The sequence below is a fragment of the Streptomyces johnsoniae genome (genome assembly GCF_031845565.1).
Lineage (GTDB): Bacteria > Actinomycetota > Actinomycetes > Streptomycetales > Streptomycetaceae > Streptomyces > Streptomyces johnsoniae.
In genome coordinates this window covers 125,235-150,966 of sequence record NZ_JAVREV010000005.1, presented here as the reverse complement: position 1 = coordinate 150,966, position 25,732 = coordinate 125,235, and the positions used below count along the sequence as shown (strand labels likewise).

26 protein-coding genes are annotated in these 25,732 nt (G+C 74.1%); 6 read left to right on the top strand and 20 right to left on the bottom strand.

The window, feature by feature from the left end:
* Positions 1-10 precede the first annotated feature (10 nt).
* Positions 11-775: an SDR family NAD(P)-dependent oxidoreductase gene (locus RM779_RS10835; protein WP_311617468.1), complete on the top strand. Its 765-nt coding sequence runs from the start codon at positions 11-13 to the stop codon at positions 773-775.
* Positions 750-2,264, top strand: coding sequence for a mannitol dehydrogenase family protein (locus tag RM779_RS10830; protein WP_311617467.1), 1,515 nt, complete (start codon positions 750-752; stop codon positions 2,262-2,264). Before RM779_RS10835 ends, RM779_RS10830 begins: the two co-directional genes overlap by 26 nt.
* A 30-nt stretch (positions 2,265-2,294) precedes the next feature.
* Here the strand turns inward: RM779_RS10830 and RM779_RS10825 are convergent, their stop codons facing one another.
* Complete coding sequence (locus RM779_RS10825) at positions 2,295-2,726, bottom strand: DUF2000 domain-containing protein (protein ID WP_311617466.1); 432 nt, start codon at positions 2,724-2,726, stop codon at positions 2,295-2,297.
* 49 nt (positions 2,727-2,775) lie between these two features.
* Between RM779_RS10825 and RM779_RS10820 the strand changes: the two genes are divergently transcribed.
* From RM779_RS10820 to RM779_RS10810, 3 genes are all read left to right on the top strand, one after another.
* Positions 2,776-3,645, top strand: a complete 870-nt coding sequence (locus tag RM779_RS10820) for a helix-turn-helix transcriptional regulator (protein ID WP_311617465.1) — start codon at positions 2,776-2,778, stop codon at positions 3,643-3,645.
* A 75-nt stretch (positions 3,646-3,720) separates the two neighbouring features.
* On the top strand, positions 3,721-4,857 hold the full coding sequence (locus RM779_RS10815; protein ID WP_311617464.1) for a serine hydrolase domain-containing protein: 1,137 nt from the start codon (positions 3,721-3,723) through the stop codon (positions 4,855-4,857).
* 125 nt (positions 4,858-4,982) lie between these two features.
* Positions 4,983-6,170: a cytochrome P450 gene (locus RM779_RS10810; protein WP_311617463.1), complete on the top strand. Its 1,188-nt coding sequence runs from the start codon at positions 4,983-4,985 to the stop codon at positions 6,168-6,170.
* Between the two features lie 31 nt (positions 6,171-6,201).
* Here RM779_RS10810 and RM779_RS10805 read toward each other — a convergent pair whose 3' ends face one another.
* From RM779_RS10805 to RM779_RS10730, 16 genes are all read right to left on the bottom strand, one after another.
* On the bottom strand, positions 6,202-7,215 hold the full coding sequence (locus RM779_RS10805; protein ID WP_311617462.1) for an SDR family oxidoreductase: 1,014 nt from the start codon (positions 7,213-7,215) through the stop codon (positions 6,202-6,204).
* Between the two features lie 67 nt (positions 7,216-7,282).
* The gene (locus RM779_RS10800) at positions 7,283-8,518 is read right to left on the bottom strand and encodes a beta-ketoacyl-[acyl-carrier-protein] synthase family protein (protein WP_311617461.1); all 1,236 of its coding nucleotides are present in this window, start codon (positions 8,516-8,518) and stop codon (positions 7,283-7,285) included.
* Positions 8,515-8,784: an acyl carrier protein gene (locus RM779_RS10795; protein ID WP_311617460.1), complete on the bottom strand. Its 270-nt coding sequence runs from the start codon at positions 8,782-8,784 to the stop codon at positions 8,515-8,517. The genes RM779_RS10800 and RM779_RS10795 overlap by 4 nt, the downstream gene beginning before the upstream one ends.
* Complete coding sequence (locus tag RM779_RS10790) at positions 8,781-10,073, bottom strand: aspartate aminotransferase family protein (protein WP_311617459.1); 1,293 nt, start codon at positions 10,071-10,073, stop codon at positions 8,781-8,783. The genes RM779_RS10795 and RM779_RS10790 overlap by 4 nt, the downstream gene beginning before the upstream one ends.
* Positions 10,070-10,531 (bottom strand): type II toxin-antitoxin system RatA family toxin, encoded by a 462-nt coding sequence (locus RM779_RS10785; RefSeq protein ID WP_311617458.1) that lies wholly within the window; start codon positions 10,529-10,531, stop codon positions 10,070-10,072. Before RM779_RS10785 ends, RM779_RS10790 begins: the two co-directional genes overlap by 4 nt.
* Entirely contained in the window at positions 10,519-11,739 is a 1,221-nt protein-coding gene (locus RM779_RS10780) for a GNAT family N-acetyltransferase (protein ID WP_311617457.1), read from the bottom strand. The genes RM779_RS10785 and RM779_RS10780 overlap by 13 nt, the downstream gene beginning before the upstream one ends.
* A 4-nt stretch (positions 11,740-11,743) precedes the next feature.
* A complete protein-coding gene (locus tag RM779_RS10775) occupies positions 11,744-12,877 on the bottom strand; it encodes an acyl-CoA dehydrogenase family protein (RefSeq protein WP_311617456.1) in 1,134 nt (377 codons plus the stop codon).
* 35 nt (positions 12,878-12,912) lie between these two features.
* Positions 12,913-14,136: a cytochrome P450 gene (locus RM779_RS10770; protein WP_311617455.1), complete on the bottom strand. Its 1,224-nt coding sequence runs from the start codon at positions 14,134-14,136 to the stop codon at positions 12,913-12,915.
* A 149-nt stretch (positions 14,137-14,285) separates the two neighbouring features.
* Entirely contained in the window at positions 14,286-15,476 is a 1,191-nt protein-coding gene (locus RM779_RS10765) for a M6 family metalloprotease domain-containing protein (RefSeq protein ID WP_311617454.1), read from the bottom strand.
* Between the two features lie 93 nt (positions 15,477-15,569).
* Complete coding sequence (locus RM779_RS10760; RefSeq protein ID WP_311617453.1) at positions 15,570-16,589, bottom strand: alpha/beta hydrolase; 1,020 nt, start codon at positions 16,587-16,589, stop codon at positions 15,570-15,572.
* A gap of 99 nt (positions 16,590-16,688) precedes the next feature.
* Positions 16,689-18,161 (bottom strand): sensor histidine kinase, encoded by a 1,473-nt coding sequence (locus RM779_RS10755; protein WP_311617452.1) that lies wholly within the window; start codon positions 18,159-18,161, stop codon positions 16,689-16,691.
* The gene (locus RM779_RS10750) at positions 18,158-18,850 is read right to left on the bottom strand and encodes a response regulator transcription factor (protein WP_311617451.1); all 693 of its coding nucleotides are present in this window, start codon (positions 18,848-18,850) and stop codon (positions 18,158-18,160) included. The genes RM779_RS10755 and RM779_RS10750 overlap by 4 nt, the downstream gene beginning before the upstream one ends.
* Before the next feature lie 109 nt (positions 18,851-18,959).
* On the bottom strand, positions 18,960-19,544 hold the full coding sequence (locus RM779_RS10745) for a GerMN domain-containing protein (RefSeq protein WP_311617450.1): 585 nt from the start codon (positions 19,542-19,544) through the stop codon (positions 18,960-18,962).
* Between the two features lie 65 nt (positions 19,545-19,609).
* Positions 19,610-20,887 (bottom strand): acyltransferase family protein, encoded by a 1,278-nt coding sequence (locus tag RM779_RS10740; protein ID WP_449657295.1) that lies wholly within the window; start codon positions 20,885-20,887, stop codon positions 19,610-19,612.
* A gap of 68 nt (positions 20,888-20,955) precedes the next feature.
* Positions 20,956-21,807 (bottom strand): SGNH/GDSL hydrolase family protein, encoded by an 852-nt coding sequence (locus RM779_RS10735; RefSeq protein WP_311617448.1) that lies wholly within the window; start codon positions 21,805-21,807, stop codon positions 20,956-20,958.
* A 101-nt stretch (positions 21,808-21,908) separates the two neighbouring features.
* Complete coding sequence (locus RM779_RS10730; RefSeq protein ID WP_311617447.1) at positions 21,909-22,865, bottom strand: Ppx/GppA phosphatase family protein; 957 nt, start codon at positions 22,863-22,865, stop codon at positions 21,909-21,911.
* Between the two features lie 222 nt (positions 22,866-23,087).
* Here RM779_RS10730 and RM779_RS10725 point away from each other — a divergent pair, with 222 nt between their 5' ends.
* A complete protein-coding gene (locus tag RM779_RS10725) occupies positions 23,088-23,339 on the top strand; it encodes a DUF5133 domain-containing protein (protein WP_311617446.1) in 252 nt (83 codons plus the stop codon).
* On the opposite strand, the gene RM779_RS10720 is transcribed toward RM779_RS10725, so the two are convergent.
* From RM779_RS10720 to RM779_RS10710, 3 genes are all read right to left on the bottom strand, one after another.
* Complete coding sequence (locus RM779_RS10720; RefSeq protein ID WP_311617445.1) at positions 23,275-24,210, bottom strand: DMT family transporter; 936 nt, start codon at positions 24,208-24,210, stop codon at positions 23,275-23,277. The two genes, RM779_RS10725 and RM779_RS10720, sit on opposite strands and share 65 nt — an antisense overlap.
* A gap of 139 nt (positions 24,211-24,349) precedes the next feature.
* The gene (locus RM779_RS10715; protein ID WP_311617444.1) at positions 24,350-24,973 is read right to left on the bottom strand and encodes a hypothetical protein; all 624 of its coding nucleotides are present in this window, start codon (positions 24,971-24,973) and stop codon (positions 24,350-24,352) included.
* The gene (locus tag RM779_RS10710) at positions 24,970-25,578 is read right to left on the bottom strand and encodes an RNA polymerase sigma factor (RefSeq protein WP_311617443.1); all 609 of its coding nucleotides are present in this window, start codon (positions 25,576-25,578) and stop codon (positions 24,970-24,972) included. The genes RM779_RS10715 and RM779_RS10710 overlap by 4 nt, the downstream gene beginning before the upstream one ends.
* Positions 25,579-25,732: the final 154 nt, after the last annotated feature.

Here is a 25,732-nt window from a genome sequence, read left to right as displayed (position 1 = left end):
AGGAGGACCCGTGGACCTGCGAGGAACGGTCGCCGTGATCACCGGCGGCTGCACCGGAATCGGCCGGGCCACCACCCTGGCCCTGGCCCGCGCCGGGGCGGCGGGCGTCGTCGCGACCTACCGCCGCTCCGCTGCCGAGGCGGCGGAGCTGGTGCCCGAGGCGGAGGCCCTGGGGGCGCGCGCCCTGACCGAACGCGCCGACGTCGCCGACGACTTCGCCGTCCGCGCGCTCGCCGCCACCGCGCTGAGGCACTTCGGCCGCGTCGACATCCTGGTGAACAACGCGGGCACCACCCGCGCCGTCCCGGAACACGACCTCGACGCCCTGACCGACGCCGACTGGCACGAGGCGCTCGACGTCAACGTCGTCGGCGCGTTCCGCTGCGCCCGCGCCTTCGCGCCCGCCCTGCGCGCCGCCTCCGGCGCGCTGGTCAACATCGCCTCCGTCTCCGGCTACCGCGCGGGCGGCTCCTCCCTCGCCTACGGCACCAGCAAGGCCGCGCTGCTCCAGCTCACCAGGAACCTGGCGGGCGCCCTCGCCCCGCACGTCCGCGTCAACGCCGTCGCGCCCGGCACCGTCGCCACCCGCTGGCAGACCGGCCTGCACGGCGCGGAGGGCTTCGCCGAACGCGCCCGCGCCGAACGGGAAACGGTCCCGCTGCGCGCCACCCCTGGCCCCGAGCACGTCGCCCAGGCCGTGCTCGGGCTGCTGCACATGGACCTCGTCACCGGGGAGGCGGTGATCGTCGATGGCGGCAAACACATCCGCTACTGACCCGGCGGTACCCGCCCGGCCGCCCCGCCTGAGCCGCGCCACGCTCGCCCGCGTCCCGGCGCACGCGCACCCGCGCGTTCCCCTCGACGAGCGCCGCACGGGCATCGTGCACCTCGGTCCCGGCGCGTTCCACCGCGCCCACCAGGCCGTCCACACCGAGGACGCCATGGCCGCCGCCGGCGACCCGTCCTGGGGCATCTGCGCGGTGACCCAGCGCAGCAGGACCGTCGTCGAGCAACTCGCCCCGCAGGACGGCCTGTTCTCCGTGCTCCTCCTCGGGCAGCCCCCGCCGGGCCACCCACCGGCCCGCGTCGTCGGCGCCCTCACCGAGGTGCTCTCCGCCCCGGAGGAACCGGCCGCCGTCGCCGCCCGCCTCGCGGACCCGGACGTGCGCGTGGTGACTCTGACGGTCACCGAGAAGGGCTACCGCCGCGATCCGGCGACCGGCGGCCTCGCCCGCCACGACCCGCTCGTCGCCCACGACCTCGCGGGCGCCGGCGCGCCGCGCACCACCATCGGCCGGCTGGTCGCGGGCCTGCGGCTGCGCCACGAGCGTGGCGGCGCGCCCCTGGCCGTCCTGCCCTGCGACAACCTGCCCGCCAACGGACCTCTCGTCCGCCGCCTCGTCCAGGACTTCCTCGCGGCCCTGCCCGGCGGCGACGCGCTGGCCCAGTGGGTCGACGCGCGGGTCGCCTTCCCCGCCACCGCGGTCGACCGCATCGTCCCCGCGCCGCGCCCCCTCGACCTGGAACGCGTCACCGGCCTCCTCGGCGTCCGCGACGCCGCGGCGGTCGCGGCCGAGCCCTACAGCCAGTGGGTCATCGAGGACCGGTTCCCCGCGGGCCGCCCGGCCTGGGACGCCGCGGGCGCCGATCTCGTCGCCGATGTCGCCCCGTTCGAGACGGCCAAGCTGCGCCTGCTCAACGCCACGCACTCCGCCCTCGCCTACCTCGGCTCCCTCGCCGGCGCCCCCACCGTCGACCGGGCGCTGGCCCTGCCCGGCATGGAGACGTTCGCCGAGGAGCTGACCTCCCACGAACTGCTCCCGACCCTGCGGCCCTGTCCGGGCCTGGACCTGGAGCGCTACCGCGCCCGCGTCCTCGACCGCCTGGCCAACCCGGCGCTCGGCCACACCACCCGCCAGGTCGCCGCCGACGGCACCGAGAAGCTGCCGGTCCGGGTCGTCGCCCCGCTGCGCGAACACCTGGCCGCTGGCCGCGTCCCGCAGCGCCTGCTCCTGGTCCTCGCCGCCTGGATGCGTCACGTCACCACCGCCGCCGACCTCGACGACCCGCGCGCCGCGGCCCTGCGGCGCGCCCGCGCGCACGCCGGCGCCCCGGCTCGGGCCGTCGAGTCGCTGCTCGCCCTGCGCGCGGTCTTCGACCAGGAGACGGCGGCCTCCCCCGAGGTCCGCACCGCGCTGACCGCGCACCTGACCACCCTCACCCGCCACGGGGTCACCGCGGCGCTGCGGCAGGCCGCCGGCTGAACGCGCCCGGCCGGGCCCGCCCGGGTGCGTTCAGGGATGCATCCGGGCGCCTTTGAGCACCTTGTCGACCGCGTTGCGCGGTCCGTGCACGGCGAGCCCCACCAGGTCCAGCTGGTCCCGCGGCACGGCCAGGACCGCCGCCCGGTTGTCCCGGTCGTTGCCGGTGGCGAAGAGGTCGGAGGTGAACACCGCACGGGGCAGCGCACGGGACAGGGCCCGGCCGTGCGCGGCCCGCATGGTCTCCTTCGTGCCCTCGAAGACCAGGACCGGCTGGCGGAACATCGGCAGATAAGGGGTGCCGTCGGCGTCGGCGTACGGTTCGCCGATCACCTCGGGGATCTCCGAGCCGAGGCCGCTGACCAGGAACGCGGTCACGTTCAGCCGCTGCCACGGCGCCAGGTCCTCGCGGAGCAGAACGGCGATTTTCGTATCGAACCGTACCGGCGTGCTGTCGATCGTCATGCTCCGAGACTGCCGACCGCACCGGCGCACATTCTTGTACGTTCTTGGCATGGTGGCACGGCAGGAGGTTTCCGCGTGGCGCCCGCGGGTCCCGGGCGTCGTGGAGGTCTTCCACGCCCATTTCACGGAGCACGCGTACCCGATGCACGTCCACGACGTGTGGACGCTGCTGATCGTCGACGCCGGTGCGGTCCGCTACGACCTGGGCCGACGCGAGCGCGGCACCCCGCACGACACGGTGTCCCTGCTGCCCCCGCGGGTGCCGCACAACGGCTCGTCCGCCACCGCGCAGGGCTTCCGCAAGCGGGTGCTCTACCTGGACCTGACCCGGCTCGACGAAAGTTTCATCGGCCCGGCCGTGGACGGCCCCGACACGGTCGACCCGCTGCTGCGCCGACGCGTCGGGCAGCTGCACTCGGCCCTGGCGCGCCGGGGCGACGAGCTGGAGGCGGAGAGCCGCCTCGCCCTGATCGCGGAGCGGCTGCGCGGCCACCTGCGGCCCCGGCTCGCCACCCCGCCACCGGCGGCCGGGAACGGCATCGTCCACAGCCTGCGGGAGCTTCTCGACGAACGGCTGCTGTCCGGCGTGAGCCTGGACGAGGCCGCGCGACTGGTGCACGCCCACCCCACGCACCTGGTGCGCGCGTTCACTGCCGCCTTCGGCATCGCCCCGCACCAGTACCTGATGGCCCGCCGTGTCGACCGCGCCCGGCGGCTCCTCCTCGACGGCCGGCCGCCCGCGGAGGTGGCGGTCGCGGCCGGCTTCTACGACCAGTCGCATCTGACGCGGCACTTCAAACGGCTCGTGGGCACCACCCCCGGGCGCTACGCCCGCCATGTCCCCCGGAATCCGCCCCGGCGTCCCGGGGCCTCACCGGTGGGCCGGAGGTGGGGACAGGTGCACCCCGGATCGGGGTGATGCGGCCCGTGTTCCGGGCGCGGCGGGCCGAGATGCTTGAGGCACCTGTTCGAGAGACCTTCCGGGAGCCCCACCATGATGCGCCGACGCCTCACCACCGCCGTGCTTCTCGCCGCCACCCTGGCGACGGTGACCGCCGTCCCCGCGGCAGCCGCCGCGTCCGGCGCGCCGGACGAAGGGCAGGACGGTGTCCAGCGGCAGCTGGACCTGCTGGTCGAGCGGGACGGCATGCCGGGGGCGCTGGCGTTCACGGGGTCCACGACGTACACCGCGGGAACGGCGGAGCTGGGCAGCGGGCAGCCGATGACCGGCGCCGAGGGCCGCGTCAGGATCGCGAGCAACACCAAGTCGTTCACCGCGACGGCCGTGATGCGGCTGGTGACGGAGGGACGGCTGCGGCTGGACGAGACCGCCGCCCGCCACGTGCCGCAGCTGGCCGGCTCCCCGGTCACCGTTCGGCAGTTGCTGATGCAGACCAGTGGCCTGCCGGACTACGTCGGGCTCATGGACTGGACCGCCACCGGCAGCACCCCCGAGGAGCACCTGGCGCTGTCCCTGGCCCAGGAGCAGGTCTTCGAGCCGGGAACGGACTGGGGCTACTCGAACACCAACTACCTCGTGCTCGGCATGATCATCAACCGGGTGACGGGCGAGGACTTCCGCACCTACATCGAAGAGACGATCCTGCGCCCGCTCGACCTGGACGACACGTACTGGCCGGAGGCCGGCGAGCTGGCGCTGCGGGGACCGCACGCGCACAACTACGGCATCAACCCGGCCGATCCGGAAGCGGGGGTCACGGACGTGACCGAACTGCCCGGCTACGAGTTCGGCGCCGCGGGCGGGCTGGTCTCCACCCCTGGGGACCTCAACACCTTCTGGAACGCGCTCTTCGGCGGGGAGCTGCTGCCGCGGTGGGCCGTGTGGCTGATGACGCACGACACCACCGACGTCGGGAACCGCGGCCTCTACCCGGCCGGCAGCCGCTACGGCTACGGCCTCACCGGCCACGAGTTGAGCTGCGGCGGCATGTACTGGGGCCACGGCGGCGACCTGCCGGGCGGTTCCGTGGTCGGCGGCCACGCGTCCGGCCACGCGTCCGGCCACCGCGGAACGGTCACCGTCTACACCACGACGCAGGCCACCGAGGAGGCGACCCGCGCCCGCCTGAACGGTGCCGCGGACGCGGCACTGTGCTCGACGGACGGGTGAACTCGACGGACGGGTGACCCGGCGCCGCGGCGGGGCACGGCGCGGTTTGACCTTGCCGCGGCGTCAACGTGTGCACTGGGACGTGCCGGCGCAAGGTCTCAGCCGCCACGAGAAGGGCCTCCCTCATGTCCACCACCCAGCCGTCCCTGCCGTTCGGCCGGCCCGGTCCCATGCGACCGCCGCCGCTGTACGCCGAGTTGCGGGAACGCACACCCGTCGCCGCGGTCACCGCGCCCGACGGTCAGCGCGCCTGGCTGGTCACGTCCTACGACGCAGTCGCGGCGGTGCTTGCCGACCCTCGCCTCGGCATGGCGCCGCCCGGCACCGCCGCCGAGGGCAACGACACCCTGTTCCAGGACGGCGAGCCCCACCTGCGGCTGCGCCGGCTGGTCTCCAAGGCGTTCACCCCCAGGAGCATCGCCGCGCAGGGTCCGCGCATCCACCGGCAGGCCGCCGAACTCGTCGCGGCGCTGGCCGCGTCCGGGCCGCCCGCCGACCTGGTCGCCGGGCTCGCCGCCCCGCTGTCGATCCAGGTGATCAGCGACCTGCTCGGCGTGGCGATCGACGAGCGCGAACATTTCCACCTGCTGGTGGAGGCGCTCGGCGCGGCGGAGTTCTTCACCGACGGGAGCGAGGAGAGCATCGCCGCGGCGATACGGGCGTGGCAGGACCTCAGCGGTTACGCCGCGGGGCTGGTGGCCGCCAAACGCCGCGCTCTGGGCGACGACCTGCTCAGCGCCCTGATCCGGGTGCGCGACACGGACGACGGGCGGCTCAGCGACGAGGAGCTGATCGGCATGGCCACCACGCTCATCGCCGCGGGTTACCAGACGGCCCGCAACGGCATCTCCGCCGGTACGGTCCAGGTCGTCACCGAGGGCCGCCTGGCCGGGCTCGCCGACGTTCCGGAGCAGCTGGACGCGGTGGTGGAAGAGGTACTGCGGCACCTGGGCGGCCTGATCGCCGAGCCGTTCCCGCGCTGGGCCCACACCGATCTCGAACTGCACGGGGTGCCCATCGCGGCGGGCGACCTGGTCCTGGTCCGTCTCGAAGCGGCCAACCGCGACCCCCGGCAGTTCGCCGACCCGGACCGCTTCCTGCCCGGCCGGCAGTCCGCAGGACCGCACCTGACCTTCGGCCGGGGGCTCCACCACTGTCTCGGCGCGGCACTGGCCCGCATCGAGCTGACCGCGGCGTTCCACGCCCTGGCCGGGCAGCTGCCCGGACTCCGGCTCCAGGTCCCGCCCGAAGACCTCGAATGGGTCCGCGGTCAGACCGACGCCGGGCCCACGGCCGTGCCCGTCACCTGGTGAGGCGGGGCCGACGGGGCAAGGCGCCCGGTGCTCAACTCGTGAGCAGCGTCCAGGGGGTGGGCCGCGCCAGGGCCAGCCGCGGCCGGCGCGCGGCCCAGTGCCGGACGGCCGCGGCCATCACCGCCCCCGGGTCGCGCACGGTCCGGGTGGGCACGAACGGCTCGCCCATGCTCGTGTAGCTCTGGAACATCGCGAGCAGCTGCACCGCCCGGTGCTGGAACGGCGACAAGTACCGTTCCGCCAGCGGGAGGAAGAACCGGTCCCAGGTCTCGGACGGGACGACGGGCGGCCGTTCGACCGGCGGCTGCCCGTGCCGGGCGCGGCACTCGTCGAGGGTGTCGCAGATGACGTCGAGCAGCTCGCCCAGCCGCAGGCTGCCGGCCCCGCCGGCGATCACCTCGGTCCGCGGCGAGCCCGGCGGGGCGGACAGCGCGGCCCGCACCACCGCGTCGGCGACCTCGTCCACCGGGCTGATCTCCGCGTAGCCAGCCGGATCGCCCACCACGACCGCCGCCAGCCCGGAGACCAGCGCTTGCAGCAGCGTGTAGGGGCCGGAGAAGCGGGAGATGGCCCCGGTGCCGCGACGGCCCACGATCAGCGGCGGCCGGACGATCGTCAGCGGCCCGCGGTGCTCCCCGCGTGCGATGTCCTCGCACACGGCCTTGGACCACTCGTAGCCGTTGCGGTAGCCGTCGAACTCCGCGCCCCGCAGGTCCGCCGGCGCCCGCGTGCCGCCGACGTAGGCGGTCGAGAGGTGCACGAGGTGCGTGTCGCGCTCCGCCAGGGCGAGTACGGCGCGCAGCGGACCGATGTTCGCGGCCACCGCCTCGTCGCGGGTGAGCGTCCACCGGGTGTCCGCCGCCGCGTGCACGATGACGTCCCAGTGGCCGGACAGGGCGGCGGACGGCGGTTCGGCCCCCATGCCCCAGCAGGTCACGGAGGTGTCCTGGGCGCGCCGGGCCACCCGCGTGTGCGGGACGGCGCCGAACCGTGCGGCGATTTCGGTGCCGACCACTCCGGTGGCGCCGGTGACGAGAATGCGCATGTCAGCCTTTCTGCTCGCGGACGCGGACACGGACACGGACGCGGACGCGGACGCGGACACGGAACGGTCAGGGGGCGGGGCGAAGGACCAGACAGGCGTTCTGCCCGCCGAAACCGAACGAGTTGGACAGCACCGGCCGCCGCGCCACCTGACGCGGCGCGCCCAGCACCACGTCCAGCGCCCCCACGTCCGGGGTGGACGCGGTGGTGGCGACCGGCGGCACCACGCCGCGCGCCGCGCACAACAGGGCGACGAGCGCCTCCACCGCGCCAGAACCGCCGATCAGATGCCCGGTGACGCCCTTCACCGCCGTCACCGGCGGCGACTGCGGGCCGAAGCAGCGCTCCACGGCGACCGCTTCGGCCAGGTCGTTGAGCACCGTGGAGGTGCCGTGCGCGTTGATGTGCCCGATCCCGGCGGGCGTGAGACGGGCGTCGGCGATGGCCAGCCGCATGCACTCGGCCGCCATGGCGCCCTGCGGGTCGGGCGCCACGGCATGGGCACCGTCGCAGGTGGTGGCGTATCCGGCGACCTCGCCGTAGATGCGCGCGCCCCGGCGCCGCGCCAGGTCCCAGCGCTCCAGAACGAGCACGGCGGCGCCCTCGCCCATCACGAACCCGTCGCGGTCGGCGTCGAACGGCCGACTGGCCAGCTCGGGCTCCTCGTTACGCACCGACAGGGCCCGCATCCGGGCGAAGCCGCTCACGATGACCTTCGTGACGGCCGCGTCCACGCCGCCGGTGAGCGCCACGTCCAGCTCGCCGTCCCGGATGCGCCGCGCCGCCTCGCCGATGGCGTTCGTCCCGCTCGCGCAGGCCGTCGCGTACGTCATGCACGACCCGCGGAGCCCGTAGCGCATCGCGAGGCGGCAGGCCGGCGAGTTCGCCATGCTCTTCGGCACCGTGTGCACCGGCATGCCCATGGGCCGTTCCCCGTGGCCGTACACGACCTCCTCCATGCCCGGCAGGCCGCCGATGCCCGTGCCGATGTGCACGCCCGCCCGGTGCCCCTGGCCGCGGACGGCCCCGCCCGCCCCGGCGACGGCGTCGTCGGCCGCGCACAGCAGCAGCGCCGTCGCCCGGTCGATCTGCCGCACCTCGCGGCGCCCGATGTACGGCGCCAGGTCGAACTCCGGCACCGTGCAGGCGATCCGCACCGACAGCCCCGCCTCGGCGAGGCCCGGCACGACCGCCGCCGTCGGCCGGGCGTGGAGCACCCGGCGGAACACGTCCTCCGGATCGTTGCCGGCCGGGCACTTGACGCCCATGCCGGTGACGGCGACCCGGACCCGCCGCCCCGTCACTCGGGCCGCTCCAGCCGGTCGGCCAGCAGGTCGATGGCCTGGCCCACGGTCGCGGCCCCGGTCAGGTCGCTCACCGGGATGCCCACGCGCAGCGCGGTTTCCAGGCGGGCGCCGATGTCCATCAACTCCAGGCTGTCGATGTCGAAGTCACCCTTCAGGTCGGTCGTCTCGTGGATGTCCTCCGGCTCCGTGCCCAGCACGTCGGAAACGGTCTCCCGGACGATGCGGGCCAGTTCCGCACGGTCGGGAACGGGGGCGCCTGTCATGTCGTCTCCCGGATGGGTCCGCGGCTCCCGGCCGCCGAGAGGGCCGCGTCGAGCATGAGCGCGGCCTGCGCGATGTCCGCCTCGGTGGCGACCAGCGGGGGCAGCAGCCGCACGGTGGCGGGCCGGCCGAGGCAGGGCGACACCAGCAGCCCGGCGCCCGCCAGCTCGGTCACGACCGTGCCGGCGGCCCGCGCGTCGGCGAAGTCGACGCCGCGCAGCAGGCCCCGCCCCCGCACGCCGGTCACCACGTCGGGGTGCCGCCGCGCCAACGCGGCCAGCGCCACCTCCAGCGCGGCGGCCAGCGCCCGCCCGTGCCCGGCCAGCTCCTCGATCGCGGTGAGCGCGGCGGGCAGCGCCGCACAGCCGAGCGGATGTCCGCCGAAGGTCGCCGAGTGCAGGAACGGATCGGCGGCGAGCGGCGCGTACAGCTCTTCGGTGCACACCACCGCCGACAGCGGCACGACGCCGCCGCCCAGCGGCTTGCCGACCAGCACCGCGTCCACGGGCAGCCCTTCGGCGAGGGCCACCGAACGCTCCCCGCACCGCCGCAGGCCGCACTGGATCTCGTCCGCGATCACGAACGCGCCCGCGCGCCCCGCGTCCTCGCACCACTGGCGCAGCACGTCCACCGGCAGCACCGCGGCGCCGTTCTCGCCCTGCACCGGCTCGAACACCACCGCGGCGACCTGGCCGGCCGCGGTGGCGCGCGCCACCGCTCCGGCGTCGTCCGGGGCCACGTGCACGACATCGATCAGGGCCCCGCGCAGCCCGGCGCGGTACAGCGGGCTGTGCGTGAGGGCCAGGGCGCCGAGCGACTTGCCGTGGAAGCCGCCGCGCACGGCGATGACACGGCCCCGGCTGGTGGCGACGCGGGCAAGCTTGACGGCGATCTCGACGGCGTCGGAACCGTTCAGCCCGAAGCAGACCTTGGTCAAGGACGGGCAGAAGTGACCGGCCAGCGCGGCGGCGGCGCGGGCCGTCACCGGATTGGCGAGGCTGCGGGTGGACACCGGCATCCGGTCGAGCTGCTCGCGCACCGCCGCGACGACGGCCGGGTGGCGGTGCCCGAGCAGGGTGACGGCGTAAGCGCCGAAGTCGAGCACCTCGCGCCCGTCCGACAGCACGACCCGGCACCCGTCCGCCGACACCTCCACCGCGCCCCGGCCGGCGAACGACCCGGTCAGCGCGAGCCCGGGCGAGAGGTGACGGCGGATCAGGTCGAAGGTCTCGCGGGCCGCGTCCGGGCGGGCCGCGTCCGGAAAGGCACCGGCGGCCGGCGGCCCGTTCACCCGGCCCCGCCGTGGTCTGCGGCGGTCAGCCGGGCCTGGAGGGCGGCGAGCATCTGCGCGGCGTTCTCCCGCAGGGCGTCGGCGGCCACCGGGTTGAGCATGTCGGCGAGCAGCGGGATGCCGATGTCGAAGTCGACGTGCAGCGACACCAGGCTGCCGCCGCCTGGCCCGGGCCTGACGCCCCAGTGCCCGGTGAACGCGCCGAGGTCGCCGCTGACCTGCCGGAAGTCGAAGCGGCGCGCGACGGGGTCGATCACCTCGTCCTCCGTCCACCGCAGCACGGACCCTTTCAGGCGCACCGACCAGGCGGTGGTGCGGTGCCGCTCGTCCGGCCGCCCGGTGACCGTGACGGCCTCGACGCTGTCCATACAAGCGGGGTACGACTCCACGTCCACCACGGCCGCCCACGCGGCCTCGGGCGGTGCGGTGATGGGCAGATCCACTTCTACTCGGGGCATGGGTCTTGCCTGCTTTCCTGGTGGGGCGGGCGGGGCTCGGCGGGCCCGTGCGGGCCGAGGGCGTCGGCCCGTGCTCGGGCGAGGGCGGGCGGCAGGAAGCGGCGGAGCAGCGCGCGGGGCAGCGGGCGCAGGTGAGTGATGGCGTGATGCTGTTCGATCAGGTCACAGCCGAACTCGACCTTGGGCGTGTACGCGGTCTGCGCGAAGCGGATGTGGCGGCAGCCCGCCCGGAGGGCGAGCCGGATCGCCGCATAGTGAACGTTGTGGTACAGCCGCGCGTCGTGGGCGAGCGCGTAGTCGAGGCCGATCCTGGTCCCGGTGGCGCCCGCGCCGTGGAACAGGCACAGCAGGAAGGCGACGAGACGGTCGCCCTCGAAGCAGGCGACGAGCCGGGTGCGCAGGCCGCCCTCGGGGCGCAGCGCGGTGAGGAAGGCGGCGTCGATCTCGTCCAGCGTCTGATCCGCCCGGTCCATCACCTGCCGGTACAGCGCCAGGATCTGCGGAACGAGGTGGGTGAAGCTCTCCAGCACTTCCATGCGCAGCCCGGGACGCCCGGCAAACTTGCGGATCTTGCTGCGGGCGTTGCGCCGGGGCTTGGCGGGGAGGGCCGCGAGGTAGTCGTCGAACGACCGGTACGGCAGGCGCAGTTCGGTATCGGGCAGGCTGGGGAGAACGAGGAACCCGGCCTGCCGCAAGGCGGCCCCCAGCGGGGCGAGCTCCGCGGCGGCGAAGTCCTTGAACACCACCGTGCGCAACCGCCTGGCCCGTGCGAACTCCAGGACGGCGGCGACGAGGAGACGCCCCACTTCCGGATCGCCGCGCTCCGGACCGAGGATGTGCCCCTGGCCCAGCAGGTGCCCGCAGAACAGCGTCGGGAGTCGCAGCAGCCGGGGCAGCCGCCGGGCCGCCGGGGCGAGGAGGCGCCGTTCGCGCGGGCCGACGATGCGGTCCAGCCGCAGCCCGCCGAACAGGCACAGCGGCAGCACGGCGACGGGCCGGGACGCCCGGCGCACCACCAGGTAGGCGTAGCCGTCCGGGCCGATCGAGCCCCGCTCCATCGCGGCGAAGACGGCCCGGGACCACAGCGGGTCGTCGGCCGGGGCCAGGCGGCGCCACAGCGCGTCGGGGATGGCGTCGATGCCGGGCAGTACGTCGACGGCGTGGGGGCCACGCGGCTCCGTCGGCTCCATCGGCTCCATCGGCTCCATCGCGTCAGCCGATGCGCAGGGGGGAGCCGTGCAGGAAGTCCCGCAGCGGGCCGCCCATGCGGGCCCGCGAGGGCGGATGGAACGTCAGTCCCGCCGCGGCCGACGCCAGGTAGGTGCCCTCCGGCGAGCCGATGAACGCCATCCCGCCCAGCGCGGCCAGGCAGGCGCTGGTGGTGCGGGCGATGGAGTCCTGCGCCGCGTAGCGGGCGGACAGGGCGCTGACCAGCAGCGCGTCCGTCCACTCCACGGTCTCCATCGCGCGCGCGACGGCCTCCACCGCGAGCATCGCGGCGTCGAGCCCCACCGTGAACGCCGCCGGGTCCGCCGGGCCCCCGCCGGGCGCGGTCAGGACCCGTTCGACCAGCGCGCCGGCGACGCCCGCGTACGCGGCGGTCACCAGCAGCTCGAACCACAGGAAGCCCGCGACGTTCACCGCGTCGGGCACGGCGTCCGCGGTGACCTCGGTGGGGATCACCATGTGCGGGTCCAGCTCCACGCCGCGCAGCACGACCTCGTCGCTCTCGGCGCCCGCCAGCACCGGCGTGCGCCAGAACGGCCGCACCTCGATCCCCGGGGTGGCGGCGGGCACGACGGCGACGGCCAGCCGCGCGACGCCGTCCTCGCCCGGCATGGCGACGGACGCGGTCAGCAGGTCCATCGAACGGGAGAGGCTGCACGGCTTCTTGCTGCCGTTGAGCACGACGCGGCCGTCCGGGCGCCGCTCGGCGGTGATGTGGGGCCGCAGAATGTTCTGCCCGGTGGTGCCCTCGGCGAAGCCGGACGCCAGCAGCAGGCGTTCCTTCGCGATGCGGGCCAGCAGCTGCCCCTCCACACCGGTGCCGTCGTGGGCCGCGCGCACCAGGGGGGCGACGGACAGGTGGTGCATGGTGGTCGCCACGGCCAGCGAGGGGCAGCGGGCGCCCAGGGCCCGCTGGACGCGCACGGCCTGAAGCGGTGTGGCGCCGATCCCGGCGTACTCCTCGGGCACCAGGAGGCCGGCGCCGCCCGCCGCACGGAACGCCTCGATGGCCGGACTCGGCGCGCTCTCCAGCACGTTCAGCGGGAAGCGGGCGAGGGACGCGTCGAGACCGGGCAACAGCCTGTCGAGAGTGGAACGTTCGCCTTGCATGAACCTCATGGACACTCCCTTCGGGGAACGGCCGCGCGGCCCCGCTAGCCGACGGCGGCGAGCGGCAGCCGGGCGAACGCGCGCAGGCTGACGGATTTGCGCCGCACCGGCTCGCCCGCCGGCGCCAGCCGGGGGAAACGGGTCACCATCCGCTCCAGCAGCTCGGCCCCCTCGGCACGTGCCAGAGCGGCACCGAGGCAGTAGTGCGGGCCGGCGCTGAAGCTGAGCACCTTGGTGTCGGTGCGCAGGACGGCGAAGGTGTCGGGGTCGGGGTGGCGGGCGGGGTCACGGTTCCCCGCGGTGAGGACGGCGGTCACATTGCCGCCCTCGGGAATCGGCACCCCGCCCACCTCGACGGGGCGGGCCGCGATGCGCTCCGTCATGCGGACGGGGGTGTCCCAGCGCAGGGTCTCCTCGACGGCACCGGCGGCCGCGCCCGGCCGCTCGGCGAGGAGACGCCACTGCTCGGGGTGCGACAGGAGGGCGTGGACGGCGAGGCCCAGCAGATGCGCGGTCGTCTCGAACCCGGCGACCAGCACCAGGAGCAGGGTGTCCACCAGCTCGTCCGCCGACAGCCGCCCGTCGTCGACGTCGCGGACGGCGAGCAGGGTGGACGTCAGGTCGTCGGCCGGCTGTGCCCGCCGCCTGCGGACGAGATCGGCGAAGTAGGTGCGGAGCGCGACGACGGCTTCGTCCGCGCGCCGCCAGTCCTCCGGGGTGCGCACGGGCTCAAGGAGGCGCCCGGCGTCATGTCCGAGCCGGTCGAAGTCCCCGCGCTCCCGCGGTGGCACACCGATGAGGTGGCTGACCACGGCGATGGGCAGCGGGTAGCCCACCAGCTCCTGGAAGTCGGCCGCTCCGCCGTCCGCCGTCGCGTCGGCGAAACGGTCGAGCAGCTCGTCGACGATGCCCCGGACGGCGGGAAGCAGCGCCGAGATCCGGCGGGCACCGAACCCGCCGCCGATCAGGCGGCGGACCCGGCTGTGCTCGGCCCCGTTCGTCCGGAGCAGGGATGAGTAGAAGAATTCAGCGGCGGGATGCTCGCGCCAACCGGGGAATTCACGGGAACACCATTCGCGGTCTGGGACACGAAATGCGGAATTGGTCAGTACGGCATGACAATCAGCGAATCGCGTGAGGAAATAGGTGTCCAGTCCGGTGTGGTGATACACCGGTACGCTGCTCCGCAGGGCAGCGAACGCCGGATGGGGATTATCCCTGCCGTCCGGGTCGAGGATCGAGAGAATTAGCGATTCCGGGTCCGGCATCTTACCCTCCCCGAGCAGTGCGCTCCCGGCACATATTATCCACCGGCCGGGCGACCTGACCATACGGCAAAGAGGAAAAGTGGCGGGCGCTGAACAAGAAATGTAATCGGACTACCCGATGACGGTGCCCCGGACCCGCGCTGCCGCTTTCAGGCTCCGGGGTCGATCGTGACCCGGAGGCCGTTGCCGCGGGCTTCCTCGAACGTGAGGACCGCGCCGGTGGACGGCTCGGTCCATGATGTGCCCGGCTGGAACGGGGCGTCGTCGAGGGCGTCGGCCGAGCCGGGTGTCGCGTCCACGACCTGGATGGGGCCGTGGCCGGTCCGCACGCCGGTGTCGACGGTGTGGACGAGGGCGCCCGAGGTCAGGATCTCCCTGTCGTACCCGATGGCCTGACGGTTCTCGACCACGACGGCTCGCGTCTCCGAGACGGGCAGTACCACCATCGCGTCGGCGGTGGGCCTGCCGGTCGTCGACTCCTCGACCGGAACGATGGTCGCGGTCGTGCGCGCGTCGAGCGGTGCGCAGACCACCTGCCGGTCGGCGAGCCAGCCGAGCTGCCAGCGGTGCCAGGCGAGGAACTCGGGCGCCTGCCCGGAGATCAGGCCCATCAGGTCCCAACCGCCCACGGCCGCGTGCCAGTTCTCCGGGTCGTCCTCCGGCGCCTCGAACAGGTAGAGGTCGGGCAGCCCCAGCGAGTGCCCGGTCTCGTGGGCGAGTACCAGGCCGCCCCACCGCCACTGGTCGTAGCCGAAGGTGACCGCGTGCGTGAGGTGGTTCCCGTCGGCCGTGACGTCGAGGTGGTTGGTGGTGGGCGAGTAGCTGATGCTCTCGGCCTCCTCGGTGGCGACCACCCAGACCACGTCGGTGTCCGAGAAGTCGAAGTCCGCGTCGGCGGCCTCGATCGCGTCACCGATGTACCGGACGTGGTCCTCGTAGCTCAGGCCCCGCTCGAACGGGTACGAGGTCGACGGCTCGGGCATGCGGACCCAGCCGTCGGAGTTCGTGACCTCGATGTCGAGCGCGCCGCCCGAGACGTTCTCGAGGTACTCGACCCCGGAGCGCAGGTTCGACTCCGCCTTCAGCAGCGATCCGCGAGGGGCGGGGTAGTCCTCGAAGTCGACGAAGAGCATCGCCGCGTCGAGTGTCCCGACGGCGGGCAGCGCCTGGTCGTCGACGGGGAAGCCGGAGCCCAGATCATCGGTCGCGGCCGGCAGCTTGCACTGCGCCGCGCCGGGAGCGGGTGCCGCGTGGGCACGCTCGGCGGTGGCAGGCGCCGCCGCGACGCCGGTGACGAGAAGGGCCGCGATCGCTATGAAGGCGCTGCGTCGTTCGTGCAACGTTCTCTCCCCTGCTCTTTGATGCCGCATCATGAGGATGTCACGCGTGATATTGCACATTGCACAGCGAGTCTGTAAACCCTCCGCACACGATCAACTTCCGGCCGCCAGGCGGTCCATCACGTCGATGACCGGGGCGGGGTCGGGCGGGCCGATATGGGAGGCGTCGAAGTCGTGGACGGCGAAGGGGTTGCCCGGCGTACGTTCGTCCGCCTCCCTGATCATCCGTTCCTGCAACTCGGGGGTGATCATCCGGTCCCGGCCGAAGAGGAAGTACGAGCGCGGGACGCGGCCCCAGCGGTGCGCGGTGCCGACCGCCGGGTCCAGCGTCACCCGGACCGACTCGTCGGTCTGGAGGTCGCCGATGATGGTGCGGAACGCGGCGTCCGAGTGGTCGGCGCAGATCATCTCCTTGAACACGTCGAGGTCGTGCGCGTCCCCGGTGCGCCAGTTCATGCGGATCACGCCGAGTTCCTCCAGGTCGCCGATCATCTGGGCATCGGGGCTGACCGCCGAGGCGGCTTCGGGCGACGACATGCAGTCCGTCAGGGTCGGCATGGCGGGCGAGGGGCAGAACGACGCCATGTAGGCGATGTGATCGACCAGTTCGGGCACGGCTTCCGCGACCCGGCTGACCGACAGGCCGCCCATGCTGTGCCCGATCAGCACCACGCGGCCGTGCCGGGCGGCGCGGCGGACCGCCCGCGTCACGTTCCGTTCGAAGTCGTCCAGGGTCACCTCCGCCAGGGGCGACGGCTCGGTGGCCATCGCCGCGAGGTCCTGGCGCTGGTAGGACTCCGGAACGAACGCGCCGGCGCCGTGGTACGGCTGGTCGACGGCGATGGCGCGGTGCCCGCGCAACTGGAGTTCGCGGGCGAACGGCGCCCAGAAGACACCGCCGCTGTGGGTGCCGTGGACCAGGACGAAGGTGGTCGGGCGCCGGTCCCGGCCCCGGTCCCGGGCGCCGTCCCCGGCGCCGGCGATGCCCGCCCCCGCCCCGGCGGACAGCACGGCCGCGCCGCCGGCCAGCCCGGCGCTCCGCAGCCACGCCCGTCGGCCGAAGCCGCCGGACTTCTCCGTACTCCGCGCGTTCTCGTTACCCTGAGTCGTCATGGCCACGACGTTACGGAGCGCCATCGGCCGCGTCAGGGACGCTGGACACCGGATCGGGGTGCACGTGGCGCCACCGCGGCGGGTTCCTCCAGACGCCCGTCACGGGGTCCGCGAGGAGCGGTCCCGGACCTGCGGCAGCGTGAGGGTGAACACCGCGCCGCCTTCTGGCGCGTTGGCGGCCGTGAGGGTGCCGCCGTGCAGACGGGCGTTCTCGGCCGCGATGGCCAGGCCGAGTCCGCTGCCTTCGCTGCGGGTGCGGGCCGCGTCGCCTTTGGTGAACCGGTCGAAGACGTGCGGCAGTACCTCGGCCGGGATGCCAGGACCGTCGTCGGCGACGGTGAGGGTGAGCGCGTCGGCACCGGGCCGGACCCGCACGCGCACCCGCGCCGCCGGTCCGCCGTGGCGCAGGGCGTTGCCGATGAGGTTGGCGAGGATGACGTCGACGCGTCGGGGGTCGAGGCGGGCACGCGGCACCCGTTCGGGCACGTCGGTGTCGACCCGGTCCTGCCAGTGGCGAAGGGCGAGGGTTTTGCGCAGGAGTTCGCCGATGTCGATGTCGTCGGGGTGCAGGCGGGCGGCCCCGGCGTCGAAGCGGGAGATCTCCATGAGGTCTTCGACCATGTGGGCGAGTTTGCGTGTCTCGTCGGCGACCAGGGTCAGTGCTTCCGAGGTCTCCGGGGCGAGGCGGCCCGATGCGGCGTCCTCGTCGAGGACGCCGGTCACGGCGGTCATCGCCGCCAGGGGCGTGCGCAGTTCGTGGGAGACGTCGGCGGCGAACCGGCGGGCCTTGGTCTCCATGTCCCGCAGGGTCTGGGCGTCCGCCTGCAGGGTGGCGGCCATCGTGTTGAAGGTGCGGCCGAGGTCGGCGAGTTCGTCGCCGCCGGTGACGTGGATGCGGGTGTCCAGGGCGCCCTCGGCCATGTTCTCGGCCGCGGAACGCAGTTGCCGCACCGGCCGCAGGACGCGGCGGGCGGCCAGCAGGGCGGGCACGGCGGCGGCGAGCACGACGGGCAGGGCACCGGCGCGTGCGGCGGCGACGAGCGAGGCGACGTCCTGCTGCTCGGCGGCGAGGGAGAAGGCGGCGTAGACCACCAGCCCGGACGGCTCGGAGGGCCGGTCGGCGGAGGTGACGGGCAGGGCGACGGCGAGCCAGGGCAGGTCGTCGTGGTGGAAGCGCTGGGCCAGGGCGGTCGTGGCCGAGGAGGCGGCCGCCGGCAGCTCGGCGGGCAGGGGCGGCGCCGGGGGTCCCGCGGTGATCAGCCGGCCGTCGCGGTAGACGGCGGCGGTACGCCAGTCACGTGCGCCCGCGGAACGGTCCAGCTGAAGGGTGAGGGCGCGCAGGTCCGCCTCGGCGGGCCGGGCCGGCAAGTCAGGTGCGAGGGCGCCGACCCGGGTGCGCAGGTCGTGCACGGCACTGTCCTGCGCCCGGTCCAGGATGGCCGAACGCGCCTGCCGGAAGGTGAGAGCGGCGGTGGTGAGGGCGCTGAGGGCGGACACCAGGAGGAAGCCGACGACGAGCCGGGTCCCCAGGCCGCGGAACGACAGCCGGCGGGGGAACGGGCGGCGTCTCACAGCGGGCCGAATCGGTAGCCGAAGCCCCGCACGGTCTGCACGTAACGGGGGCGGCGCGGATTGTCCTCGGTCTTCGCGCGCAGCCGCATCACGCACGCGTCCACCAGGCGGGCATCACCGTAGTAGCTGTGTTCCCACACCTGTTCCAGGAGCTGCTGGCGGCTGAAGGTCCGCTCCGGGGAGGCCGAGAGGAACAGCAGCAGTTTGAGCTCCGAGGGGGCCAGCGCGAGATCTTCGCCGCCCTTGGCCACGCGCAGGGCGGCGCGGTCGATCGCCAGGTCGCCGTAGGTGGTGTGCTCGGCGAGGGCGGGGGCGTCGGGTGGGGCGGGCGCGACGCGGCGCAGCACCGCGCGGATGCGGGCCTCGATGACTTCGCCGCTGGCGGGTTTGACGACGTAGTCGTCGGCGCCGGCCTCAAGGCCCACCACGACGTCGACGTCATCACCGCGTGCGGAGAGGATCACGAGGGGCACCTGGCTGGTCTCGCGAATCCGCCGGCATACCTCAAGGCCGCTGATGCCGGGCAGCATCAGATCGAGCAGCACGATCTCCGGCGCGGACGCCGCCAGTGCCTCCAAGCCGTCCTCCCCCGTGCCGACCGCCTCGATCTCGTGGCCGCGCCGCCGCAGCGCCAGCGAGACACCGCGCCGCACGGCGGGATCGTCCTCGATCAGCAGGACCCGCGTCATGAAGACGGCCTCCTCTCTTCCCGGGCGGTTCGTTCCCGGTCGGTTCGTTCCCGGGCGGTTCGTTCCCGGGCGGTTCGTTCCCGGGCGGTTCGTTCTCGGGCGCCCCGGCCTACGGGGAGGGGGTACGCCCGCGCGGGGCGGCCGTGCCGGTCTCGTCGCACATGACCTCCCAGGGGTCAGCCGCCAGGCCCGACTCGTGGACGCGCACCACCACGTCCACCGGTGCGTTCGCCCCGGGGACCCCCGGTGCCGCGGCGGCCGTGCACACCAGCTGGCTCACCGCCACGCTGTCCAACTCGGCCACCAGCCACGGCAGGTACAGGTCGACCATGCCCGACGACGCCCGCGCGCGGACCTCGTGGGACCCCGCGGGCAGTGCCGTGTCGAGCCCGCGCGCCCGTTCGGCGGCGGTGGGCCCGCCGAGCAGGGCGTTCAGCGCCTGCTGCGGTCCCGCGTCGGCGGGCGCCGGGCGCGTCGCGGGCCAGGCCCCCTGCGGCGTGACGAAGTACACCCGCAGCAGCTCCGACCCCTCGACGGTCAGTCCTCCCGCCGCCGGCGCGCCCGCCGCCACAGGCCCGGTGTCGGAGACCCCGCAACCGGCCAGCGCCGCGGCGGCGGTGAGCAGGGCGGCCGCGAGGACCGGCAGCCGGGACCGGTGCCGCGCCGTTCGCCCGGTGGTGTGCTTGTCCGTCATGCGCCCAGTCTCCCCCGCCCCGGGGCCAACCCCCGGGCGTCCGCCGCCTGTCTCGTCCACGCCGCTCACGGTGCCATCAGCCGGTCCACGTCCACCGTCCCCGCGCCGGGGTGCGGCTGCGGTATCGCCGACCACACACCGGCGGCCACGGCAACCGCGGCGGCCAGCGCCAGCAGGCCCCGGCGCCCGGTCGCCCACCGGGCACGGAACCGCACCGGGTCCTCCACCCACCGCTTCGCCGCCATGGCCGCCCCGAGCGACAGGCCGATCGCCACCGCGGTGCGGCCCCATCCGCCGATCCCGAACACCGCCTCCGGCAGCAGCAGATACACCGGCCAGTGCCACAGGTACAGGCTGTAGGACAGCTCGCCGAGCCGACGCGGAACGGCGCTGCCCACGAGCCGCCCGGCACGGCCGTCCGGCACCCCGGCCAGCAGCGCGATCAGCACGGCGGCGGCCAGCGAGTGCGCGAACATCCCGCCCCGGAACAGCCCGGGGGTGCTCTGGCCGCCGGTCAGCACCCAGGACGCGACCAGCCCGCACCCCAGCAGCGCGACCACCACGTCCGCGGCCGGCCGGGGCACGCGCGCGCACAGGCCGCGGATCGGCGCGGTGGCGGCCAGGGCCCCGAGCAACAGCGAGAACGCGCGGGTGTCGGTGCCCTCGTACACCCGCGTGGTGTCCACCGGGTCCGCCAGACCCACCATGAGCGCCAGCGAGAGCAGCGCGCCGGCGGCGGCGAGGAAGGCGACGCGCCGCTCGCCCCCGCGCCCGCGGGCGGCGGCCAGGACCACCAGCGGCCACACCAGGTAGAACTGCCACTCGACGGCGATGCTCCACAGGTGGGCGAACAGCCGGGTGTCCGAGGCGTCCCAATAGCCGGCCTGCTCGGCGATGAAATGCCAGTTCGCCCCCTGGACGGCCACCCAGGGCGCGTCGTCGAGCGCGAGGCGGAGCAGCGCGGGCGAGCCGAAGGCCCAGGCCAGCAGCAATGTCGCGACGCCCATGACGGCCAGCGCCGGCAGCAGACGCCTCGCCCGGCGCGCCCAGAACGCGGCCAGGTCGATACGGCCCCGGCCGGCCGCCTCCCTCAGCAGCAGTCCGGTGATCAAGAAGCCCGACAGCACGAAGAACAGGTCGACGCCGAGGAAACCACCGCTCATATGCCCGGCGTGGAACAGCAGCACGGCCGCGACGGCGCATCCGCGCAGGCCGTCGAGCGGGGCGAGATGACCGTGGGCCGCGGCTCGCCCCGCGGCCGGGGCCGGGGCCGGGGCCGGGGCCGGTTGGGAAAGGAAAGGGGAACGGGAAGGGGAACGGGAGGGGGAACGGGAAAAAGGCATCGGAGTCCTCGGCGGACGGCAGATCCGTCCCGTAGCAGGAACGTCACGCACGGGTTTCACGCGGGGTGTCACGAGCAGCCGAGTTGGGCGAACCTCTCGTCCCCGGTCCAGGAGCCGTCGGCCCACTCCTCGGGCGCGGCGGGGGCGAAGTCGTACCGCTCGCCCAGCTCTTCGCTCAACCAGGCGGCGAAGGCGGCCGAGCCCTGCTGGCACGAGTGGATGCCGTCGGGCGCCCGCTGCGCCCGTTCCGCGTCGCTCTCGGTGCCCCACAGCTGCGCGGAGTCGAGGAAGTGCACCCGCCCGCCGCTTGCCTCCGCGACCTCCCCGGCCACCTCGGGCGCGCTCTCGATCGCGCTCTCGTACGGCCGGTAGAAGTCGTCGATCCTGAACGGCGGGGCGGAGACGAGGACCAGCTCCGCACCGGCGTCCCGCGCCGTCCCGGCCAGCTTCTCGTACGAGGAACGCTGCTGCTCGGGCGTGCCCCAGTCGTAGGTGGTGATCTGGTACGCGATGACGTCCGGCCGGAAGGAGGCGATGTTTCCCTCCAGGTCCTCCCACGTCGACTCCGCGAGCTGGCTGCTCATCTCGTCGCCCTCCACGACGGTGCCACCGCCGTCGGAGGAGGCGTTCATGAACTCCACTCCGCTCGCCGTGAGCGCGGCCTCCAGCGCCGGCCCCTCCACGCCCGCGATGGAGTCGCCCATCCACAGGACTTTCGGGGCGCTTTCCTGCTCGCGCGAGGGCGACGGCGAGTCCGTCCCGGCACCGGACGCACCGGACGCACCGGTGTCGCCGGTGGCGTCGGTGCCGCACCCGGTCAGGAGGGCACCGGCACCCACGGCGGTCGCCGCGAGAGCGGCGAGAAGAACGGGACGACGACGACGGCGGGCGGGGCCACGAGGGCTGGTTGCGATCTGCATGGGCCCAGAGAATCAGCGGCATGCGCCGCCAGGCGGCGCTGTCATCTCCTCATCACACAACGCGGAAGCGCTCATCACCTCCGGAGGGGCCGAGCCGCCGTTCAGGCGATGGCCGCTTCTCCCCGCGCCGTCCCCCGGCCGCCGGGCTCCTTGAGATGCTCCAGCAGCAGCCCTTCCCTGGTGGACCAGCCGCAGATCTCCACCCGAGGCGCGCCGCAGGTCTCCAGCAGCGCCTCGGCGACCAGGGCCCCGGCCAGGGACTGTTCCGCGCGGTGGCGGGAGATGCCGGGCAGCCGGGCGCGGTGGGCGGGGGTCATACCCGCCAGGAGGGGGATGGCGGTCCGCAGCCGGGAGAGGGTGAGCCACCGGCCGTTCCCCTGCGGCTCGCCCAGGTGGGCGGTGAGGCAGGCGAGTTGAGCGAAGACCTTGGAACAGGCCAGGACGCGGTCGCCCGGGGCGGCCGTCGGCAGGGCGGCCTCGGTGAGGGACTGCCGCACGTGGTCCCGGGTCCTGGCCAGTCGCCGTTCGCCGGGGGCCCGGCCGCCGGGCAGGTGGTCGCGGGTGATCCGGCGGGCACCGAGCGGCAGCGAGTGCGCCGCGTGGGGCCGGTCGGCCGTGCCGGAGGCGACCTCCACGGTGCCGCCGCCGATGTCGAGTACCAGCAGCGGGCGTTGGGGGAAGCCCGCCCACTGGCGGGCGGCCACGTACGCCAGTCGGGCTTCCTCGACCCCGGGGAGCACCCGCAGCCGGGTGCCGGTCGCGCGGTTCACCCGCGCGATGATCTCTTCGCGGTTGGGCGCGTCCCGGATCACCGAGGTCGCGAACGCGAACATCTCTCGTGGCGGCACCGGCAGGCCGTGGGCGACCACCTCGGCGACCGCCCGCCACACGCTCTCCACCCCGGACTCGTCCAGGCACCCGTCCCCGTCCAGGGCCTCGTGCAGCCGCAGCCGCACCTTGCGGCTGTACACCTGTTCCAGTACCGCCCCGACTCGACGCCGCCCCACGGCCAGCAGGGCGCTGTGGCATCCGACATCGAGAACCGCCGCCTGCCGCATCTCCTCTCCTTCCTCCGCTCACGACCCCGGCGAGGTGCCGTCGGCTCCCGACGCCGCGTCGTCCTGCCTTGCTTCTACCCCGCGCCGTTGCGAATGCAGCCAACTGCTTTGCAACTACTCGGTATCGGCTTATGTGCCGGTGTGCGGATGGAAAGGCCGGGTACACGGATGGGAGACCGGGTGGGAGACCTCGACCGGCGCTTTGAGGTGAAGGAGTCTGTCGTGTTGATGGCACATCCGGACGTGCTGCGGACCCTTATCGACCAGTACGAAACCCTCGGCCTGCTTCATACCGAAGGCGCCGACGATCCGGAGGTGCGGCAGCGCAGGGAGGACGTGGCCTACACGTTGTGTGTCGCCACCGGCACCCGCGACGTGGACGCGGCCCTGGCCGCCGCCCGCCGGCAACTCAACGGCGTCGGCGCGTTCCTGGACCAGCCCGCGCGCCGAGGGCCGGGACGCGGCCCTGGCTGATGGCGATGCCGACGAAAACGATCAGCGCGCCGGCCGGCTCGCTCCACGTGACGGCCTCGCCGAGCACGGCGATGCCCAGGGCGACGCCCACGACCGGGGTCAGGTAAGTGACGGTCGACGCGCTGGTCGCGCCCCACGAGGCGACGACGTTGGTGTTCCACACGTAGGCCAGCCCCGTGCCCGCCACCCCCAGCGCGGAGACGGCGAGCACCACCGGCCACGACAGGTGGACGGGGGACGTGGCGACGAACGGGGCGGCCAGCAACATGATCACTGCGCCGAGGCCGACCTGAACGGCCGCCACCGCGAGAGCCGGCAGACCGCGGGGGGAGACGAAGCGGCGCAGATACACGAAGGCCAGCCCGTAGCAGAACGTCGCCAGCAGACAGGCGGCCTGCGCCGTCCCGGAGCCCCCGGCCGACCCCCGCCACGGCGCGAGCACGACCGACACGCCCGCGAAACCCACCAGCAGCCCGGCCAGTTTGACGCGGTCCGGACGCTCGCCGGGCAGTGCGACCAGCGCGACCAGCATCGTCATCAAGGGCGTCGTGGCGTTGTAGATGCTGGCAAGCCCCGAGGACAGCCGCAGCTCGGCCCACGCGAACAGCAGGAACGGCGCCACGCACAGCAGCACGGCCACCACGGCCAGATGCCCCCACACCACCGGGTCCCGGGGCAGCCGTTGCCGGGTCACCGCGACGATGACCAGCAGGGCCGCGGCTCCCGTCACCATGCGGCCGAGCACCACCTGGGCGGGCGAGAGTCCTTCCAGCCCGATCTTGATGAACAGGAAGCTCGCGCCCCAGGCGAACGCCAGCAGGAGGAACTGGCCGGGCACCATGGGCGAGCCCGCCGTGCGCGCCTGAGGCATTCGTTCTCCGCATCTCCCGACCGCGCCCACGTGCCGCGGGCCGATCGCCTCAGCCTCACACCTCCCGCGCCGGGCGACCGGCGGCATTCGGACATCACGTTCGGGCGCCAGGGGCCGGTGGTGCCGCTGTCAGCCGCTGTCAGCCGACGGGGGCACAGGTGACGCCCTCATAGACGGCGGTCACGGACATCCCCTCGGAGCCGGTGTCGAAGATGACGGTGTCGCCGGCGCGCACCGTGGCCGCGCCTTCTTCCTCCGGTTCCGGATGTCCGTCCCGTCCCGCCGGCTCGTCGGGGATGGTCATGAACACTCCGGCGTTCTCCCACGTGCCGTCCGGCAGCACGCGCATGAGCTGCACGGCAGCGCCGCCCGGCTGATCCAGCGGAATGTACTCCCGCGCGCCGCAGCTCAGCGGGCTTTCTGGCTCCTGGATGACGTGCGCACCGGCCTCGATCAGCGCGGGGGACAGCTCCTCCCAGAGCGCGGACCTGCTCTCGGCTTCCAGGTACTCGTTCCAGGTGATCGTGACCGACCCGTCCTGATTGCGCTCGACCGCGTAGGCGGGCGAGGTCCCGGTGCCGCCGGGGAGGCCGACGATCAGGGCGCCGGCCACGGCCGCGGTCGCGGTGGCGACGGCGGTCAGGCGCAAGGGCGTGAACAGGCGCGGCCGGGCGGACGCGGGCGCCGGTTCGTCGGCGGCCCGGGCCGCGATCTCCTCTTTCAGCTCGGTCAGCAGCCGGTCCTCGAACGTGTTCCTGGTCATGCCTTGCTCCCGGTGTACGCGGTGACGGTGGTGGCGGTGGTGGTGTTCCCGGCGGGCGGATGGGCGACATCGCGCAGGCGGCGGCGCGCGCGGTGCAGACGGACTCGCGCGGTGACCTGGCGGAGGCCGAGCGCGGCGGCGGCCTCGGACACGGTCAGCTGGTCGACGGCGACCAACTCCAGTACGGCACGCTCCCCTTCGGGGAGGACGTCCATGGCCGCCATGGCGCGCCGGCCGGCGCCTTCGGTGGTGAGCTTGTCCTCCAGCCGTGCGATGTCGTCGTCGGCCAGCAGCCGGCGGCCGGCGACGCGGCCGTGCGCCTGGGCCTCCCGGACGGCGCGGCGGCGTTCGGCCGACACGGTGTTGCGGGCGATGCCGTACAGCCAGGCACGTTCGCTGCCCAGAACGGCCCGATAGGTGTGCCCCGAGTCGATGACCGCCATGAACACCTCGGCGGTCAGGTCGGCGACCGTGTGCGGGTCGTCGACCCGGCGTGCCATGAACCGCGTGATCGCGTCCACGTGGCGCCGGTAAAATTCCTCGAAGAGTTCCGGGCTCCTGGCCACCGCGGCCGGGCCGCCGCGGTTCCTGCTCGGTATGTCCACGTGAGGCTCTCCCCTCCTCGTTCTGCCTTGCACCCGTACTTGGCGGGAGGGACGCGAAGCGTTACCGGCCGCCGTCCGTGCCGACCGCCTACGGAAGACGGGCGGAGACCGATGAGTTTTCGCGCGGCACGCGGTCAGACATAGCGAGCCGGCG

Bases quoted from the DNA above. Each gene is read 5' to 3' on its own strand.
- RM779_RS10830 (WP_311617467.1), top strand. From the start codon at position 750: ATGGCGGCAAACACATCCGCTACTGACCCGGCGGTACCCGCCCGGCCG.
- RM779_RS10825 (WP_311617466.1), bottom strand. From the start codon at position 2,726: ATGACGATCGACAGCACGCCGGTACGGTTCGATACGAAAATCGCCGTT.
- RM779_RS10820 (WP_311617465.1), top strand. From the start codon at position 2,776: ATGGTGGCACGGCAGGAGGTTTCCGCGTGGCGCCCGCGGGTCCCGGGC.
- RM779_RS10815 (WP_311617464.1), top strand. From the start codon at position 3,721: ATGATGCGCCGACGCCTCACCACCGCCGTGCTTCTCGCCGCCACCCTG.
- RM779_RS10810 (WP_311617463.1), top strand. From the start codon at position 4,983: ATGTCCACCACCCAGCCGTCCCTGCCGTTCGGCCGGCCCGGTCCCATG.
- RM779_RS10805 (WP_311617462.1), bottom strand. From the start codon at position 7,215: ATGCGCATTCTCGTCACCGGCGCCACCGGAGTGGTCGGCACCGAAATC.
- RM779_RS10795 (WP_311617460.1), bottom strand. From the start codon at position 8,784: ATGACAGGCGCCCCCGTTCCCGACCGTGCGGAACTGGCCCGCATCGTC.
- RM779_RS10785 (WP_311617458.1), bottom strand. From the start codon at position 10,531: ATGCCCCGAGTAGAAGTGGATCTGCCCATCACCGCACCGCCCGAGGCC.
- RM779_RS10780 (WP_311617457.1), bottom strand. From the start codon at position 11,739: ATGGAGCCGATGGAGCCGATGGAGCCGACGGAGCCGCGTGGCCCCCAC.
- RM779_RS10775 (WP_311617456.1), bottom strand. From the start codon at position 12,877: ATGAGGTTCATGCAAGGCGAACGTTCCACTCTCGACAGGCTGTTGCCC.
- RM779_RS10770 (WP_311617455.1), bottom strand. From the start codon at position 14,136: ATGCCGGACCCGGAATCGCTAATTCTCTCGATCCTCGACCCGGACGGC.
- RM779_RS10760 (WP_311617453.1), bottom strand. From the start codon at position 16,589: ATGACGACTCAGGGTAACGAGAACGCGCGGAGTACGGAGAAGTCCGGC.
- RM779_RS10750 (WP_311617451.1), bottom strand. From the start codon at position 18,850: ATGACGCGGGTCCTGCTGATCGAGGACGATCCCGCCGTGCGGCGCGGT.
- RM779_RS10745 (WP_311617450.1), bottom strand. From the start codon at position 19,544: ATGACGGACAAGCACACCACCGGGCGAACGGCGCGGCACCGGTCCCGG.
- RM779_RS10740 (WP_449657295.1), bottom strand. From the start codon at position 20,887: ATGCCTTTTTCCCGTTCCCCCTCCCGTTCCCCTTCCCGTTCCCCTTTC.
- RM779_RS10735 (WP_311617448.1), bottom strand. From the start codon at position 21,807: ATGCAGATCGCAACCAGCCCTCGTGGCCCCGCCCGCCGTCGTCGTCGT.
- RM779_RS10730 (WP_311617447.1), bottom strand. From the start codon at position 22,865: ATGCGGCAGGCGGCGGTTCTCGATGTCGGATGCCACAGCGCCCTGCTG.
- RM779_RS10720 (WP_311617445.1), bottom strand. From the start codon at position 24,210: ATGCCTCAGGCGCGCACGGCGGGCTCGCCCATGGTGCCCGGCCAGTTC.
- RM779_RS10715 (WP_311617444.1), bottom strand. From the start codon at position 24,973: ATGACCAGGAACACGTTCGAGGACCGGCTGCTGACCGAGCTGAAAGAG.